Here is a 16,755-nt window from a genome sequence, read left to right as displayed (position 1 = left end):
CATTCTAGAGATAAGTTACTTCAAGGACAGCAGGTTCGTTTTAAAGAAATTATTAGGTTAAGTGATGATGGGCTTTATGTTCTTGAACCATATACAGGTAAAATAATCGAATTTTCTGGCTTGAACGAAAAGAGGAAAATGCTCAATCTGTCTCGTTTTGATTTTCATAACGAAACACTTCTTCCCGATTTTTATAACATATTTTTACAGCAAGAAGAAGGCGTAGATTGGCTTGATAGTAATTTTATGGTTATTAGCGGCTCTAGAAATGTATCTATGTCTGCGTGGTTGAACACTCGATTCTCTCTTCCGCCAATAGAAAGTCAGTCCAAATTGATAGAGTTTTGGAATAAGTGTGAAGCTGTATTAACACGAGTGTCTTTACTCAAAAATTCTGTATTTTCTGATTTCCAGTCAGCTCAAGAGCAGTTACAGCCATATTTGAGTGTTGCAAGTAGATATGAGCAAGAATTTTCATCAATGTTACCAACTCCTTTAGCAATTCTTTGGGAGTTGGCTGAGTCTAAGTTTAATGAAAGAGACCGATGCGAGGCATTTGTTAAATTTTTTGAATATTTAGGAGTATACTTGTTGTCTGTTGCTTTTGGTCAAAGCAAACCGCAAAAAGAAATATTTTATAACCGAAAGAAAGAATTGTTAAGTCTCACGATGGCTTTTGGATATAACAGGCTTAGTGATTATAAAAATGTATTAGATTGTAACGATAGTATAGCAGGTTTTATATGTCGTGATGAGGTTGTTACTTTACTTCGTGAAGCCACAAAACTACGAAATGATATTGCGCATAGAGGGTTGCCTTCTGCCGCTGCTGTAGCTGAAGCCAAAGATATTATTAAGCGTTTAAATAAAACAATGCAAATTGAATACAGGAGTTTTTTTGAAACGACTACTCTTATAAAATCAATACAAGCAAGGTTTGATGGTGCTGCTTTTTTGAATGAGGTAGAGGTTCTTAAAGGTTTAGGACTCAATCCAAGCAAAACTGCGCGATTCAAAACTTCACAGCCTATGATATCTGGGGAGTTATATCTTGCACATAGTGATTTGACAACACATGAAAGTATAGCAGTTACAAAAATATTTCCTTTGATGGTAATGAGAGAGACTTTACCTGAGAGTGATATTATGGGCTTTTATTTCTATAGTGATGCGCAAAATGATAAGGTTCGTTTTGTTTGCCCTTATCCTAATGTTAAAACATACGAATTTATAGAACAAAATATTATTACTGATAACTTATGTTAGGAATGGAAAATCCCTTAATTACCTTATATTCAAAGGGCCGATGGTACATCGGCCTGCTTATGAGATGAAGGAAAGGCCAGATTCTTCAGTTCAGACTGGCACTGTTTTCAGGGAGGGGAACAATAATCCATTTGTGCAAGAAAAAAGTGTTTCAAAAACCGATCAATTCGTATATTCAACTTAAATAGAGGTATGGCTACGCCATCTTGTTTTTCAAAATAGACTTTGGCTTTTCTCTGATCTACCGATTCTTTTAATGCGTCGAAGCGACCAAAATCGTTCAGGTTTTTCTCATTAACATTATCAGCCATTAACGCCATGAGTAGGCCTTTATTTAAACCAAGAGCATCAACAACGGCGTTTAGTTGTGCATTTTCAGCACTATCTTTGTAGGTGTTGATGTAGTCTCTGAAAGTATAGCCTTCAACCAGCTGAGCATCGCCGTGTAAGTATCCCGATAAACCGAACCATTCACTTTTAGAGATCTTCCGACATACTGGCTATGTCCCTCTGAGGGGATCGCTATGCGCAAGGTACGATTTACTGAGCACTAGAGATCATCGCCGTTCCGAAGTTCGTTGAAGCCGGACATACCGTCAAGGATGTCTGCCGTGAAGCAATCTGATCAACCCCACCAAAAATCCCCCGCAGATAGCATGCAGTGGTTTGCGTTATGGACTAACTTCATTACCATGTCGGCATTTTGTATTCGTAGCTTCCGGCGATGGGCCGGCGGGCGTCAGCCAGAGGAACCGTGTTGTCTCCTTCTCACACTTCCCAGACCTATTGGATGAACAAAAAACGGGCGGCGATCCTGTTTTCCTGCATGTTGCTGAGCGCATTTTTGGTGATCAGCTGGAGCAGTTATCAGGTGGCGCGCCATTCGCTGTTCGATGAGATTTCAGAAAGCTCGCTGCCGCTGACCAGCGACAATGTCTATTCTGAAATTCAGCGCGACCTGCTGAATCCCATTTTTATTTCATCGCTGATGGCGCACGACACCTTCGTGAAAGACTGGGTGCTGTCCAATGAAACGGATCCGCAGGCGATGACTCGCTATCTTCGGGAGATCGATCGGCGTTTTAATACGGTGGTTTCCTTTTTCGTTTCCAATAATACCCACCGCTATTACGACCCAGAGAAGATAAGCCATACGCTTTTAGAAACCTCTCCTGAAGATAAGTGGTTTTTTGATATCAGGGATGAAAAGGATGGCGACCCTTACGATATTGAGATCGGTGTCGATCCAGAAAATCGTACCCGGATGGATATTTTTATCAATTATAAGGTGTTCGATTATAGCGGTAATTTTATTGGGGTGACCGGCGTGGGTTTGCCGGTGCAGCGGGTTACCCAACTGATTGAAACCTACGAGCAGCGTTATAACCGCACCATCTACCTTATCGATGAAGACGGCGATGTGATGTTGCACAGTCAGGCGTTTCATCGTGCGTCGAATATTCACCAACAGCCGGGGTTACAGTCGCTGGCAACCCAGGTGCTGACCTCGCCGGGCGGCAGCTATCGCTACTCGTTGAATGGCGAAAATATCTTTTTGAACACTCGCGTGATTCCGGAGTTCGGCTGGAAGTTGATGGTGGAGCAGAACAGCGGGCCGCACGACAGGCAGTTGTGGCTCACGCTGCTGAAAAATACCGGCATCAGTGTTACGGCCAGCATCGCCATGTTGTTGCTGATCTGGCTGACTATCGGGACATACCAGCGGCGGCTTGAGCTGATGGCCACCACCGATAAACTGACCGGCCTGATGAACCGACAAGCGTTCGAATACATTTTTCGGACCCTGCGGATGAAACAATCGGCGCAGCAACGTACGTTCTCGATCATTCTGATCGACCTGGACTTTTTTAAGAAAATTAACGATCAGTACGGGCATCACATCGGTGATCGAGTGTTGGTGAGAACCGCCCGATTGATCCAGCGGGCGATTCGTAAAACAGACTCCGCCTGCCGCTGGGGGGGCGAAGAGTTCGTGCTGCTGCTGGGCGATTGTTCGCTGCATCAGGCTCATCGCGTCGCGGAGAAGATTCGTCAGGCCGTTCACTTTGCGCTGGTGTCGCATCGCCATCAGGTGATTAACCTGACCATCAGTTGCGGTGTTGCGGAATCTAATCCCGGTGAAAGCATCGACCATCTGGTGCAACGTGCCGACAAGGCGCTATATCAGGCTAAGCGTCAGGGGCGTGATCAGGCGGTGATGGCCGAGTGAATAACCGGCTGAAAAATCAGGAGCTGTAACGGCAATCAGAGCCAGGCGTGATAACACCTTAACGCCTGGCTCCATGTCCCAATCGCCCGCCGCGTCAACCGGTCAGGCTAGCCCGTCTGCTCATACTTTTCGTCCCACGATTTGAATCATGTTGAAATACGCCCCCGCTCCGGCTTCCATAATAGGAACCATCATTTCCTGAGCCAGCGTGCATGGCATAAAGTCATCCCAGGCCTGCTGGCATGAGTCCATTTCACGTAGCTGGAGAATTTCTATGCCGGGTTCTTTTTCCCAGAGCGTTCTCCACCAGTGGCAGGAATAGAAGTACCAGTCCGGTGTCCAGAACGGTTTGACGACCTCGGGCAGGTTCCCTTCCGAGTAGTCTTGTATAAATCCGGGAACCGCCACCGCAATCAGCCCGTTGGGTTTCACAAACGGCAGCATTTTCGCCAGCATACTGTCGTTACTGCCGAAGTATTGCCAGGCATCGACGCTGATGATCATGTCAAAGTATTCCTGCGCGAAGGGGATCTCTTTGGTGACGTCCAACAGCAGCGGAATGATGTGGGAATCAACCCCCTGACTGGCGAACCGCCTGGCGTTTTCGGTCGGGGTTATCCATAAATCGGCGGCAAACACCGTGACATCGTACTTTTTCGCCAGCAGGATGGATGAAATGCCTTTCCCACAACCCAAATCAAGGATGCGCATGCCGGGGGTGATGGGGAGCTGGGCGGCCATTTCTTCCGTAATGCGCATGGCATTTGGCCCCATCATGGTGTCCAGAAGAAAAGCGCTGTCATAGCTATCAGTAAACGGAGTAGTTAATGGCGTCGTTATAGACATAATATTACCTGTACCTTAGCGGTTATCGGGTTGGGGCGAACGTGTAAGGTGCGTTGTTCCTGACGGGATAAATGCATACTGGCAACCTGTTATTCATCATAGGCAAAAACACGCCAACACCCGCAGGTGCCTGCGTCACGTTTTAGCGCAGCGATAATCAGCCGAGCCTGCAATGGCCGGTAGGCTGATTATCGGATGACGACATTCTCCAGCATCAACGCCTCGGTATGACTCGGTAGAGTGGGAAGGGGGTTACGCCCTAAACGCTAACCTCTGCGGATGGTTAAAAAAGGCGTCCACAGCACAAAAATGTGATTTCAGGTAAGGTTACCCGGTGCGGTGTTGTCGCTCACCCTGCCATGTTGCGGCCCACTGGGGAGCGTTGCCATTATCGAATCAATGTAGAGAGGAAATTATGCGTACTGTCTCAGCCTGTCATGCGGCCTATCGGGATGACATCGCCGACCTGATAACCCGCCGTCCGGTGCCCGGCCCGGGCGTACCGCAGGTGGATCCTTTTTTGTTTTTGAATCACCACGGTCCACAAGTGTATTCCCCCAATAACCAGGGGTTACCGTTCGGGCCACATCCTCACCGTGGGTTTGAAACCGTCACCTTTATTCTGGAAGGGTGCCTGGCGCACCGCGACAGCGGTGGGCATGAAAGCATCATCAACGCGGGGGGCGTGCAGTGGATGACGGCCGGTTCCGGGCTGGTTCACTCTGAACTGTCGCCGGATGACTTCAAACGTCAGGGCGGGGCGATGGAGATCCTGCAACTGTGGGTGAATTTGCCCGCTCGCCTGAAAATGACCTCACCCCGTTATATCGGGCTGCAACGGGACGATATTCCCCGTGTGCCGCTGGCATCAGGGCAGGGAGATATGCAGTTGATTTCCGGGGTGTATGCCGGGGTGACGGGCCCTATTCCCTCGCTGACGGGTGTGTTTATGTCAGTGGTGCAATTGAATGCGGGGGCGGAGGTTGCGTTACCTGCACCACAGGGAAACAACGTGTTCTTATACGTTGTGCGCGGTGCGGTGAACATCGCCGGAACCCCGGTTTCACCGTGGAATTTGGTGGAAATGCATGATGATGGTGACGCCGTTGTCATCAACGCGACAGAAGAGGCGGTGCTGCTGTTTGGGTATGCGGAGCCGATAGAGGAACCTGTCGTCTCTTACGGACCGTTCGTGATGAACACGCGTGAAGAGATCCAGCAAGCGATAGCGGATTACCACGCCGGTAAGTTTGATGGGGAAATGGCTTGAATGGCCGCCTGATAACCCCAGGCAACGGCTCGCAACCCGTTATGTGCCCTGCCAATAACAGCGGTGATGTTCCGATGCACCGCTGTATCAGAGTAAGCGATTAAGGTAAACGGCCCGGCATGGCGCTTGTTGGATGCCAGAGCCGTTACATCACGCAGGGCGGCAGATGCGCTGCGACGTTACGCGTGACATGCCGTTACACCGCGTAGAGCGGGACAGGTTCTTTTGCCTGCGGCATCGCGTGGGCGTGGCGCTCCGCCTGTTCACAGATTTCCAGCAGTGCCGGTATCAGGTGCGCGGCGGCATTCAGGCTGGCACCCAACTGGTAACGCTGTTCGGGGCTGATGTCAGCACCGTCTTGCAGCCGGTCGCCAAGTTCACTCAGCCCGTGGCACAACCCGGAAACGGATTCCGCAGCGATAGCGCCAAGGTCACAAAGCTGGGCCTCATCAAGCTGGTGGAGCGGCAGGCTGGCGATCAGCTCGCGGAAAAGGGTGATGCTGCTGTCAGTGGGAGTGATGTGGTTGTCCGTCATGATTTGTTTTCCTTGAGATTGTATCAACACGTCACCACTCAAGGGTTCCAGACCTGGTGGTGACACAGACAGGGTTGGAACCCCGGTTCTCAAGAAGACCGGTCAACCTTGCGGTTGCCCTGCCTGCATCACCGTAACGAGTGTGCACGTAGCCCCTGAAAAAACAAAGCGTTTTTCAGTCTTGAGATCGTCGGGGGTTCCAGTCCCGGCTGCGGATGTTGCCGCAGCACAGACACTCTATGCCAGCTGCTAATCGGGTAAAAGAGGCTGGATGGATTTACAGTGGAGTTGCGGCACGTTTTGGAATCGCGCTCGCAAAACCTGCGGGTCATGCGACCGAAAGCGGTTGCTGGCCTTATAACAGAGGATGAAATGCAAAGTGAAGGTTCACGTAAAAACATATTATTTATTTTATTTCACAGGAATTAACTTATGATGAATTTTTAATTAATTTTATTTTTCTCCGCAATTTATGTCGTGATTTTATCTTCCACTTACGTTGCTTTTTTGTTATTAGAGAGGATGATAAATGGTTATTAATTCCCATCATTTTTAATGATGGAATGTCCTTGTTTATACTCTTCTTTGAATGCGAAAAGGGAATGGTATGAATCATCTTGATATGTTCGACAGAATCCGCTTGCAGAATGGCTTTTTAACCATAGGCCAGCTTGTGGAATTGTGTGAGAAAGGTAATGTAATTTATGACCCCTTCTCCGTTCTGATATCAAAGCATGCAGAGATTGGCACAGGTAATATCTTTTATTCGAATATCATTCTTTCTGCGTCAAGTGGGCATATTCTGAAGGTCGGTAACAATAATACCTTTTACAGTAATACCGTTATTGAGGCATCTGCGGGTTCAGTGTGCGTTGGTTCTGAAAATCAGTTTGGTGAAGGTGGGGTAACGATTAAGGCGAACCGAGCGGGGGCGATGATCGAAATTGGTAACGATGGCCGTTATTTGGGCGGTGCATCAATATTCGGTGCTTGTCGGCTTGAATCTGGGAGCCAAATTCTTGGGCAGATCACCGTTGATAGTTGCCATCTCTTAACCGGGGGAAGTTGGCGTGAACCCAATCCAGATAACCGAGGCGGGCTCCTCAAAGGATACGGAACGGCCAGAAATTTAACGGTAGGGAAGGGTAGAGTGATTAATGGTGCAGGCGCTTTTGATGAATCGATGTTGGAATTACAGTCAACGTATCATCCCACTCAGAGTAAAGAAAAATAGGGTATATACCCTAAATAATTCAAGTTGCAGGAAGGCGGTAAGCGAGTGAATCCCGATGCGCTTACTCAGGTGAGCGATTCGGGTGAGCGAGCGCAGCCAACACACCTGCGACTTGAAGTATGACGGATATACATACCGGATAGCATGGTGTCATGTTATCCGCAATCTTATTATCTGAGAAATGGTTATACTAAAAATAGCGAAAAAAATAAGCATGCCGTAATAATTTTGAAGCAACAACGGATAGTCAGCATCGGTTACTTAAATACGAATTCATAATGTTGAATATGGCTGCCGTAGCGATTAATCTGTGCAACGACATACATGCCATCCATTCCCTGCCTGCGGTTTTCACCGAGTTTGAGTTGTTCTTTTGATGAGCACAATTCCAGCCAGCGCCCGGTATATTGCTCTTTTATCCAAAGGCCAGCTTCACAGCGGTGTTTACCATTAGATGGACCGGGGAAAGTAACCTTATAGTCGGTGACGTAATCAATGACTTTTTCCGGGTAGAGATAGATATAAACTTCAAACATATTAATCGCTAATGCGAATCCGAAAGCGGCGCTGAACGTAAAAAAAAGACTCCATTGTTTGAGTTTCTCGATAATCCCTTTAGCTGGGCGAAAAAAATTGACTATAAAGGTAATGCTGATACCCGCGACCAGAGCAACCTTTAATGCGATGCTTTCTTTCGGTAAATCTGTGATCAGAATGGTATTCTGGCTGATAGCGGCAGACCAGAGTAAATAATATCCGATGGCGAGTATGACAGCATTAACAGCTATTATGCACAACATGCGCATGGAAAAAATGAGATGAGTAATATCTTTTATCGTCAATTCACGTATGGATTTCATCATCAGGAATACTGGCTATGCCGTTATGGTAACTATTGTGTGTACCGATAGAGGTGTGCACCGACAGAGAAGTTGAAGCGTACTGGGATTCTGTTATGTGTGCAATATTTATGTCTTTTTTGCTGTGATGGCTGAGTTATTTTCCCCCTATTTTTCGCTTGATTGCTGTGTAGTGACGCCCACCCAACTCCCCATTCCCCACCCGTTTTTTCCTATTTGCCGCCGGGGGGATTTTTCCGCGCCGAATTATGGTGTGAAGACATCTATCTGTCGGGAGAACACCATGAAAGGCTACCATGTAAAAGAACAGCATCGCCGTAAATCCTGGGTGCGTGACACCAACACCGATGCGGAAGTGACATCACTGACTTATCTGCCTGAATTGCTGAGCGCATTGGGGTTGGCGATGCCGGTACCGCCGTCGGTGATCACCCGTGATATTGAGGGGGAAACCTTTTTCGACATTCTCTACCGGTGTGATTTCAATGCCCGGCAAAACATCCATCAAATTGAGAAGGTCTTTTCGGTTAAAGAGGCGTTTACGCCGGAGTGGGTGCCGGGTGCCGACCTGGCGTTGCCGGTGCTGGCGCAGGAAAACCACCTGGTGTCTGACAACCATTATCTGTTGCTGGGGTTGGATTTATTTGCCGCCGTCGAGCAGGGCGAGCTTCGCCTTTCGCGGCAAGGCTGGGGGGACAACCACCTGACCGGTAAGGATATGTCGGCAAGCGAGTTTCTGGAACTGAAACCCCGGCCGGTTTGCCTTTATGCCGGTGTGCTGCACGGTGAGGCTGGCCAGCCGTTGTCGCCGCCGCAATTGCTGGGGTGGCTGGAACGCATGCGGCAGGTACACGGTCAGCCTTCCTCAACCATGGTGCTACTGGCCCCGGTGGCTGAAGTGTCTGGGTTTAGCGGCTGGTTCGGTCTGTATCAGCACAAAGACGTTACCGGGAAGGCCTTGCAGTGGCAAAGCCTGTCGGTGCTGGCACAAGACGCGCATTTCTGGGAGGCGATGAAGGAAACCGGGTTAGCACACAATGTGTATGTCAGCAGTATGGGGGCCAGTACCGCCTATCGTGGGTAAGCCTATCGGGGGGAAATCGCCCCGACACTTTCCAGCGGTTTTTCTTCCGGCAGGGGCGTGCTGATCGCCCCGTCTTCAACGCTTGCGGCAGCACTCCTCCTTCACATAAACCGGTCAAATCCACAGAAACGGTCACATTCGGGCATGTTAATTTATTGATACATTTATTAGCGTGCTTATGTTAAGGCATGCAGGTGACCGGTAAACCGGCGCTTTTTTGTGACATTCATCACCATTAATTTTATGGGTGATGCAAGTTTCATTTTTATTTTCCACCAGGATCACTGAATGCAGCCCCGTCATTTTCCTGCCCCCGGTCTTTTGCCCAGGGCACATTTTGTGTTCCCGCTATCCATTACCTTTATACCCACAGGAGGTCGCCATGTTGCCGATTGAGCGTCAACAGCGCATTGTCGAGCAATTAACCGTGCATGGTCGTGTCGTCGTTTCCGAGCTGGTGGTGTTATGCCAGGTGTCACAGGAAACTATCCGGCGAGATTTATCGCTGCTGGAAAAGAAAGGGGTGTTATTACGCAGTCACGGTGGTGCTGTTATTGTCCCACGCAGTCAGGGAAATACGCCCACAATAAGTGCTGGACGCAGCGAGCAGGAAGCCACATTTCGTCAGCGCATGAATGAAAATGTGACGCCGAAAATGCAAATAGCAAAACGTGTGCTGGATTTTATTAGCCCCGGCGATTGTATTTTGCTCGACAGTAGCACCACCTGTTGGTTTTTAGCACGGCAATTGCCGGATATTGAATTAACCGTATTAACCAATTCGTTGCGCACCGTACAAACGCTGGCACCGAAAGGCAATATTCGCACTATTTGTCTGGGCGGAGAATATTCTGATCGCTATGAAGATTTTAGCGGTGTGGTGACGGAGCAACCTTTAAAAGAGTTTCTCATTAATAAGATTTTCTTTTCCTGTAGCAGTCTGGGAAATGACGGTTATTTACGTGAGGGTAATGAAAATAGCGCGCATTTAAAACAACAAATGCTGCTGGCGTCGGAAAGAAAATATTTATTAATGGACTCCAGTAAATTTTCTCATCCGTCGTTTGCGCGTATTTGTCATTACCGCGATGTGGATTTTCTGATTACCGATAGTTTGAAAGATAAAGCGCTTCAACAGGAACTGGCATGGAATGGCGTCAATATTATCGACTGTTCACAACGGCCGTCCGCCATGCAGTTAATTAATAACTCGATCGGAGAAGCATAATGAAAAGAACGTTACTCGCCTGTACCCTGCTGGCGCTGTTTGCGACTTCCGCCCACGCCGCTGACAAGCTGCGTATGGGGGTGGTGGTAAAAATCGGCGGCATTCCGTGGTTTAACGCGATGGAGGCTGGCATCAAGAGTGAAGCGGCCAAACGCGGTATTGATGCCTGGCAGGTCGGGCCGACCTCGGCAGACCCGGCGTTGCAGGTGCGCGCCATCGAAGATCTGATCGCCCAGAAGGTGGACGTCATCGGCGTGGTGCCGAATGACCCGAAGGTACTGGAGCCGGTACTAAAACGTGCACAGGAAGCGGGCATCAAGGTGCTGGTGCACGAGTCACCGGGGCAGAATTACGCTGATTGGGATTTTGAGCTGGTGGATGCCAAAACCCACGGTGAGAACCACATGAAAGCGCTGGCGGACTGCATGAAAGGCGAGGGTAAATACGCCGCCTATGTCGGCAGCCTGACGGTGCCGTTGCACAACGCCTGGGTCGATTCCGCTGTGGCGTGGCAAAAAGCCCACTATCCGAAGATGCAACTGGTGGCGGATAAGTTCGGCGTTGGTGAATCGCTGGATGATTCCATCCGTACCACTAACGAGCTGATGTCTAAATACCCTGATCTGAAAGGTATTCTCGCGTTTGGTTCGCAGGGGCCGATCGGAGCCGGACGTGCGGTTATGGCGCGCAACAAGATTGACCAGATCTGCGTTCTCGGTTCATTTAGCCCCGGTCAGGGCCAGTCGCTGGTTAACCGTGGCGCTATCAAGGGCGGCTATATCTGGAACCCGATGACGGCGGGCGAGGTGTTCGTGCGTCTGGCGGATATGCTCCAGAAGAAAGAAGCCATTACCGACGGTATGACTATCGAAGGGCTGGGCAAGGTGAAGGTGGATAGCCAGACCCACACCATCCTCGGTAACACCACCGAGAGCCTGGATAAAGCCAACCTGCCAAAACTGGTCAAGATGGGGCTGTAAGCGATGAACGCGGCGGAACCACAGACGCTGATTGCGCTGGATAACCTGTCGAAAACCTTCGGCGGCAACCGGGCGTTGAGCGATATCTCGCTGTCGCTGATGGCAGGCGAGGTGCACTGTCTGGCCGGCACCAATGGCTGTGGCAAGAGTACGTTGATCAAGGTGATATCCGGGGTGCATGCCCCGGATAGTGGCAGCCGTATCCGGCTGGGGGAAGGCGACGTTCTCGGTCGCCTGACCGCCCGGCAGGCACGTGATTTCGGCATTCAGGTGATCTATCAGGATCTGTCGCTGTTTCCCAACCTGAGCGTGGCGGAGAACATTGCCTTCGAGCACAACCTGAACGGGCTGTTCGGCTGGTACAGCGCCCGCCGGGTGAGGGAAACCGCACAGCGGATCATCAGCGAATTGCAGTTCGACCTGAAGCTGGATGCCACGGTGTCGACGTTGTCTATCGCGCAGCGTCAGCAGGTGGCGATTTGCCGGGCGCTGGTGGCGGAGGCTCGGCTGGTTGTCATGGACGAGCCGACCGCGTCGCTGACCCGCACCGAAGTCAACCAATTGCTGCGCACCGTGCGCTATCTGAAAGACAAAAACATCTGCGTGGTGTTCGTCAGCCACCGGCTGGATGAGGTGCTGGAGATCTCTGACCGGGTGACGGTGATCCGCGATGGCCGTAAGGTCGGTACCTGGCCTGCCAGTGACATGGACGGCAGCAGGCTGACCGAGCTGATGACCGGCCTGACGCTCGACTACCACCTGAAAACGCCTACCGGTGATCCAGATCGCATCTTGCTGGAAGTCGAGCGACTGAGCCGTGCCGGGCAGTACCACGACGTCAGCTTCCGTTTGCATCAGGGGGAGGTGTTAGGGTTGTGCGGGCTGTTGGGATCCGGGCGTACCGAGCTGGCGTTGTCGCTGTTCGGCATGACCCAGCCTGATAGCGGCAAAATCTGGCTCGATAGCAAACCGGTGCGCTTTCGCCACCATGAAGACGCCATCAAATCTGGTATTGGCTATGTCTCGGAAGACCGGCTGACACTGGGGTTGATCCAACAGCAATCGGTGGCGGACAACATGGTGTTGACCATCCTCGACCAACTGCGCAACCGCTTCCATCTGATCGACGAGTACCGCAAGAACAAGGTGATCCTGCGGTGGATCCAGCAATTGGGCGTGCGGGTGGCGGATCCAGAGCAGGCGATCTCCACGTTGTCTGGCGGCAACCAGCAAAAGATCGTGCTGGCGAAGTGGGTGCTGACCCAGCCGCGGATCCTGATCCTCGACTCGCCCACCGTTGGGGTGGATGTGGGGGCCAAAGCCAGCATTTATCAGTTGATCCACCAACTGGCCCGCGAGGGGCTTTCCATCATCCTGATTTCCGACGAAGTGCCGGAGGTCTACTACAACTGCGACCGGGTGCTGCATTTTCAGGATGGCACTGTTCATGCCGAATACCGGCCGCACGATATCGCGCAGCAGCAACTGGCGGAGGTGATCAATGCCTGATGTATCCTGGTTGAAACCGCAGTCGAGCCAGGGCTGGCTGGCCTGGGTGCTGCTGTTTTTCGTGGTGTTTTTCTCGCTTACCAGCGACCAGTTCCTGACGTGGCAAAACCTGCTCGATCTGGCGGATACCTATGCCGTTACCGGTATTTTTGCGCTGGGGTTGTTCGTGGTGCTGGTGACCGGTGGCATCGACATTTCTTTCGCGGCGGTGGCCTCGGTAACGCAATACCTGATCGCGTCGCTGTTCGTGAATGCCGGTCTTGATAACCCGGTGGTCAGCATCGGGCTGGCGGTGCTGTGCGGCGCGCTGCTCGGCATGATCAACGCGGTGTTGATCTACTCGCTGCGTATCGTGTCGATCATCATCACCATCAGTATGCAGTCGCTGCTGTTTGGCTTGCTGATGTGGCTGACCAACGGCCACAGCCTCTACAGCCTGCCTGACTGGTGGGTGACGCTGCGCAGCGTGCTGCCGTTTACCGTCAACGGCCAGAGCTACCAGATAGGCCTGCCATTAACGCTGATGCTGGTGATCGCGCTGTTCACCTGGATTCTGCTTAACAAAACCCACCTTGGCCGCCAGTTATACGCCACGGGCGGCGATCAGGAATCGGCGCGGCGCATCGGCATTCGTGTTGGGTTGATCCACCTGTTGGCTTACGGCTACCTCGGCGTGATGGCGGCAGTCGGCGGGCTGGTGCAGGTCTACCGCGTCGGCGAGGTGGTGCCGAACGCGCTGGTCGGTGGCGAACTGGACGTGCTGGCGGCCACGGTGCTTGGCGGTGCCAGCCTGATGGGCGGCAAAGGCACCGTCACTGGCACGCTGATGGGCGTGTTTCTGATAGCCATCCTCAAGAACGGCCTCAATCTGATTGGCGTCTCCAGCTACTTCATGAACATCGTGATTGGCGCGGTGATCATGCTGGCGATAACCGTTACCCACTACAAGAAACGGAAGGAAACCGATGTCAGTTTTACCTGAACGACAGGCGTATTCCGCCATCAATACCGTTGCCCGGTTACGTGCTGCCGTCCGTCGTGCGGGTGGTGCGCACCCTGGTCTGTTGCTGTTGATAGCCATCGCGGTTGCGGCTTTTACGCTGGCACTGCCGGGACGCTTTCTCACCGATTCGACCTTCATGAGCATGGCGTTCCAGTTGCCAGAATTGGGGCTGTTCACGCTGGCGATGTTCGTCGCCATCCTGAGTGGTGGCCTGAATCTGTGCATTATTGCCACCGCCAACCTCACCAGTTTGTTTATCGCCTGGGTGTTGCTGAGTTATTTGCCGCCCGGTGCGGGCACGGCGCTGCAACTGTTGTGGCTGGGCATCGGGGTGCTGGGCGCGGTGGCGATCGCGGTGCTGATTGGGGTGATTACCGGGCTGATGGTCACCAAAGTGGGCGCGCACCCGATTCTGGTGACGCTGGCGACCATGATGACGGTCAACGGCATCGGCATCTGGCTGACGCGCGGCGCGGCGGTGAGCGGCATGCCGGAGGTGGTGCGTACACTGGGCTCCGGCACCTTGCTCGGCGTACCGCTGCCGCTCTACCTGTTCTTGCTAGCGGCGGCGGCGATGGCGTTGTTTCTCGGTAAAACCCGTGCCGGTAAATGCATTTACATGGGCGGCAGTAACATCAACGCCACCTGGTTTAGCGGTATCAACACCCACCGCATGCTGGTGCTGGTGTACGTCATCTCCAGCCTGTTATGCGTACTGGCCGGGCTGGTGATGATGGCGCGTTTTAACTCGGCGCGTATCGGCTACGGCGATTCTTACCTGCTGCTGACGGTGCTGGCGATCATTCTTGGTGGTGCCGACCCTAACGGCGGTTTTGGCCGGGTCACCGGCGTGGTGCTGGCGCTGGTGGTATTACAGATCCTCTCCACCGGGTTCAACCTGCTGAATATTAGCCAGCATTTCAGCCTGGCGATGTGGGGCGCGGTACTCATCGTGGTGTTGTCGCTCAAATTTTTCAAAAACCAGTACCTCCATTACCGGGCTGTGCGCCGCAGTGTGCAACAGGCCCACCAGTCACCGTTAAACGATAAAAAGGACGTCTGATGCGTACTCAACTCTCTCCTTCTCTGATGTGTATGAATCTCATGGAGATTAAGCAGCAACTGGCGGTGCTGGATTCGCGGGCCGATTTTCTGCACGTGGACATCATGGACGGGCACTACGTCAAGAACATCACCCTGTCGCCGTTTTTTATTGAACAGATCCGGCCATTTACCCGCGTGGCGATCGACGTACACCTGATGGTGGAGTCGCCGACCGATTTTATCGACGCGGTAGCGAAAGCCGGTGCAGACGTTATCTGCCCACACGCCGAAACCATCAACCGCGACGCGTTCCGGGTCATCAACCAGATCCGCGCGCTCAATCGTAAGGTGGGCGTGGTGCTTAACCCGGCGACACCGGTATCGTATATCCATCACTACATCCACCTGCTGGATAAGATAACCGTGATGACGGTGGACCCCGGTTACGCCGGTCAGCCATTTATTCCTGAAATGGTGCGCAAAATCGAGGAACTGCGTGATCTGAAAGCCCGACACGGCTACCGCTATCTGATAGAGGTTGACGGCTCCTGCAACCAGCGGACGTACGGTACGTTGCTGGCGGCGGGCGCTGAGGTGCTGATTGTCGGGTCTTCCGGGTTGTTCGGCCTGCATGGGCAACTGGAACAGGCGTGGGACCTGATGCAAGGCCACATCGCGCAGGCGAAGGGCGCGCTAAGCGAGTCCGTGTGATGACTGGCTGGTTGGGTGTGGATATTGGCGGTACCAGCACCCGGTTGCTGGTGATGGATGCACAGCGGCGCTGGTCGGGGTTTCACAAAGTGCCGACCGCCAGTTGGGCCCGCGAGCCGGATGCGCTCGGCGCACTGGCGCAGGTGTTGCACCCGGTGCTGGCGGCGGCGAGCTGTGCCATCGGCGGGGTGATGCTGGGGTTGCCGGGTATCCTCAGTCATGACCGCCAGCAGGTGGTGTCGCTGCCGTTTATTCCTGCATTGGATGGTCAGCCCGTCGCACGCCAACTGGCGGAGCGGGTCGGCGTGCCGGTGGCGATGGATAAAGACGTCAACCACCTGATGCTGTGGGATTTACTGCAACTGGAGAGCCTGCCGCAACACGCCGTCGGGATATACCTTGGCACCGGTTTAGGCAACAGCCTGTGGATCAACGGCCAGTTTTACCACGGCCAGCACGGTGGCTCCGGCGAGCTGGGGCACATCCCGTGGCCGGATAATCCGCAGGCTTGCCCGTGTGGCAATGCAGGGTGTGTGGAAACCATCACCAGCGGCCATTGGCTTAGCCAGTGGGCGCAGACCCACTGCCCACAGACCCCGCTTGCTACGCTGTTTTCGGCGCAACGCGATCACCCGGACTTGTGCGCTTTTATCGACCGGCTGGCGCAAGCCATTGCGACGGAAATGAACATTCTGGACCCGGAGTACCTGATTTTGGGTGGCGGCGTACTGTCGATGGCGGACTTTCCGCTACAACAGCTCCGGTCACGGCTCATGCAGCATTTGCGTCCGCCGGTCACCCGACATGGGCTGAAACTGGTGGTGAGCGCCGCCACCGATCACACCGGGTGTCGCGGTGCCTGTCTGGCGGCAGAGCGGTATTTCGGGAAATAACGGCGTGCGGGTGGCGTGTCGCAGCAAGATGGTGTGGAAGAACGATCAACGGGAGAAGCGGT

At 52.5% G+C, this 16,755-nt stretch carries 15 protein-coding genes; 11 read left to right on the top strand and 4 right to left on the bottom strand.

Going from position 1 to position 16,755, the window contains the following annotated elements:
• Window positions 1-1,373: 1,373 nt before the first annotated feature.
• Window positions 1,374-1,586: a hypothetical protein gene (locus LF929_RS18550; RefSeq protein ID WP_226093096.1), complete on the bottom strand. Its 213-nt coding sequence runs from the start codon at window positions 1,584-1,586 to the stop codon at window positions 1,374-1,376.
• A 470-nt stretch (window positions 1,587-2,056) separates the two neighbouring features.
• On the opposite strand from LF929_RS18550, the gene LF929_RS18545 reads away from it, so the two are divergent.
• Window positions 2,057-3,496 (top strand): sensor domain-containing diguanylate cyclase, encoded by a 1,440-nt coding sequence (locus LF929_RS18545; protein ID WP_038906910.1) that lies wholly within the window; start codon window positions 2,057-2,059, stop codon window positions 3,494-3,496.
• A 120-nt stretch (window positions 3,497-3,616) separates the two neighbouring features.
• Here the strand turns inward: LF929_RS18545 and LF929_RS18540 are convergent, their stop codons facing one another.
• Window positions 3,617-4,342: a cyclopropane-fatty-acyl-phospholipid synthase family protein gene (locus tag LF929_RS18540; RefSeq protein WP_038912973.1), complete on the bottom strand. Its 726-nt coding sequence runs from the start codon at window positions 4,340-4,342 to the stop codon at window positions 3,617-3,619.
• Between the two features lie 415 nt (window positions 4,343-4,757).
• On the opposite strand from LF929_RS18540, the gene LF929_RS18535 reads away from it, so the two are divergent.
• Window positions 4,758-5,612 carry a pirin family protein gene (locus LF929_RS18535; protein ID WP_210176126.1) on the top strand — a complete coding sequence of 285 codons (855 nt, stop codon included), beginning with the start codon at window positions 4,758-4,760 and terminating at the stop codon, window positions 5,610-5,612.
• Between the two features lie 196 nt (window positions 5,613-5,808).
• On the opposite strand, the gene LF929_RS18530 is transcribed toward LF929_RS18535, so the two are convergent.
• On the bottom strand, window positions 5,809-6,147 hold the full coding sequence (locus tag LF929_RS18530) for a hypothetical protein (protein WP_168364811.1): 339 nt from the start codon (window positions 6,145-6,147) through the stop codon (window positions 5,809-5,811).
• 607 nt (window positions 6,148-6,754) lie between these two features.
• Here LF929_RS18530 and LF929_RS18525 point away from each other — a divergent pair.
• Window positions 6,755-7,381, top strand: coding sequence for a hypothetical protein (locus LF929_RS18525; RefSeq protein ID WP_210176123.1), 627 nt, complete (start codon window positions 6,755-6,757; stop codon window positions 7,379-7,381).
• 257 nt (window positions 7,382-7,638) lie between these two features.
• On the opposite strand, the gene LF929_RS18520 is transcribed toward LF929_RS18525, so the two are convergent.
• Entirely contained in the window at window positions 7,639-8,244 is a 606-nt protein-coding gene (locus tag LF929_RS18520) for a hypothetical protein (RefSeq protein WP_210176120.1), read from the bottom strand.
• 280 nt (window positions 8,245-8,524) lie between these two features.
• Between LF929_RS18520 and LF929_RS18515 the strand changes: the two genes are divergently transcribed.
• The 8 genes from LF929_RS18515 to alsK all read left to right on the top strand — a co-directional run bounded on the left by LF929_RS18515 (window position 8,525) and on the right by alsK (window position 16,693).
• Window positions 8,525-9,325: a hypothetical protein gene (locus LF929_RS18515; RefSeq protein WP_226093097.1), complete on the top strand. Its 801-nt coding sequence runs from the start codon at window positions 8,525-8,527 to the stop codon at window positions 9,323-9,325.
• Between the two features lie 382 nt (window positions 9,326-9,707).
• Window positions 9,708-10,553 carry a DeoR/GlpR family DNA-binding transcription regulator gene (locus tag LF929_RS18510; RefSeq protein WP_016943269.1) on the top strand — a complete coding sequence of 282 codons (846 nt, stop codon included), beginning with the start codon at window positions 9,708-9,710 and terminating at the stop codon, window positions 10,551-10,553.
• The gene (locus LF929_RS18505; RefSeq protein ID WP_016943268.1) at window positions 10,553-11,533 is read left to right on the top strand and encodes a substrate-binding domain-containing protein; all 981 of its coding nucleotides are present in this window, start codon (window positions 10,553-10,555) and stop codon (window positions 11,531-11,533) included. Before LF929_RS18510 ends, LF929_RS18505 begins: the two co-directional genes overlap by 1 nt.
• A gap of 3 nt (window positions 11,534-11,536) precedes the next feature.
• Entirely contained in the window at window positions 11,537-13,042 is a 1,506-nt protein-coding gene (locus LF929_RS18500; protein ID WP_210176118.1) for a sugar ABC transporter ATP-binding protein, read from the top strand.
• Window positions 13,035-14,024 carry an ABC transporter permease gene (locus tag LF929_RS18495; RefSeq protein ID WP_016943266.1) on the top strand — a complete coding sequence of 330 codons (990 nt, stop codon included), beginning with the start codon at window positions 13,035-13,037 and terminating at the stop codon, window positions 14,022-14,024. The genes LF929_RS18500 and LF929_RS18495 overlap by 8 nt, the downstream gene beginning before the upstream one ends.
• The gene (locus LF929_RS18490) at window positions 14,008-15,108 is read left to right on the top strand and encodes an ABC transporter permease (RefSeq protein ID WP_226093098.1); all 1,101 of its coding nucleotides are present in this window, start codon (window positions 14,008-14,010) and stop codon (window positions 15,106-15,108) included. Before LF929_RS18495 ends, LF929_RS18490 begins: the two co-directional genes overlap by 17 nt.
• Complete coding sequence (gene alsE, locus LF929_RS18485; RefSeq protein ID WP_038903159.1) at window positions 15,108-15,800, top strand: D-allulose 6-phosphate 3-epimerase; 693 nt, start codon at window positions 15,108-15,110, stop codon at window positions 15,798-15,800. The genes LF929_RS18490 and alsE overlap by 1 nt, the downstream gene beginning before the upstream one ends.
• The gene (alsK, locus tag LF929_RS18480; protein WP_210174497.1) at window positions 15,797-16,693 is read left to right on the top strand and encodes an allose kinase; all 897 of its coding nucleotides are present in this window, start codon (window positions 15,797-15,799) and stop codon (window positions 16,691-16,693) included. Before alsE ends, alsK begins: the two co-directional genes overlap by 4 nt.
• Window positions 16,694-16,755: the final 62 nt, after the last annotated feature.

Source organism: Dickeya oryzae (genome assembly GCF_020406815.2).
In the GTDB taxonomy this organism is placed as follows: domain Bacteria; phylum Pseudomonadota; class Gammaproteobacteria; order Enterobacterales; family Enterobacteriaceae; genus Dickeya; species Dickeya oryzae.
This window is presented reverse-complemented; position numbering and strand designations above follow the sequence as displayed.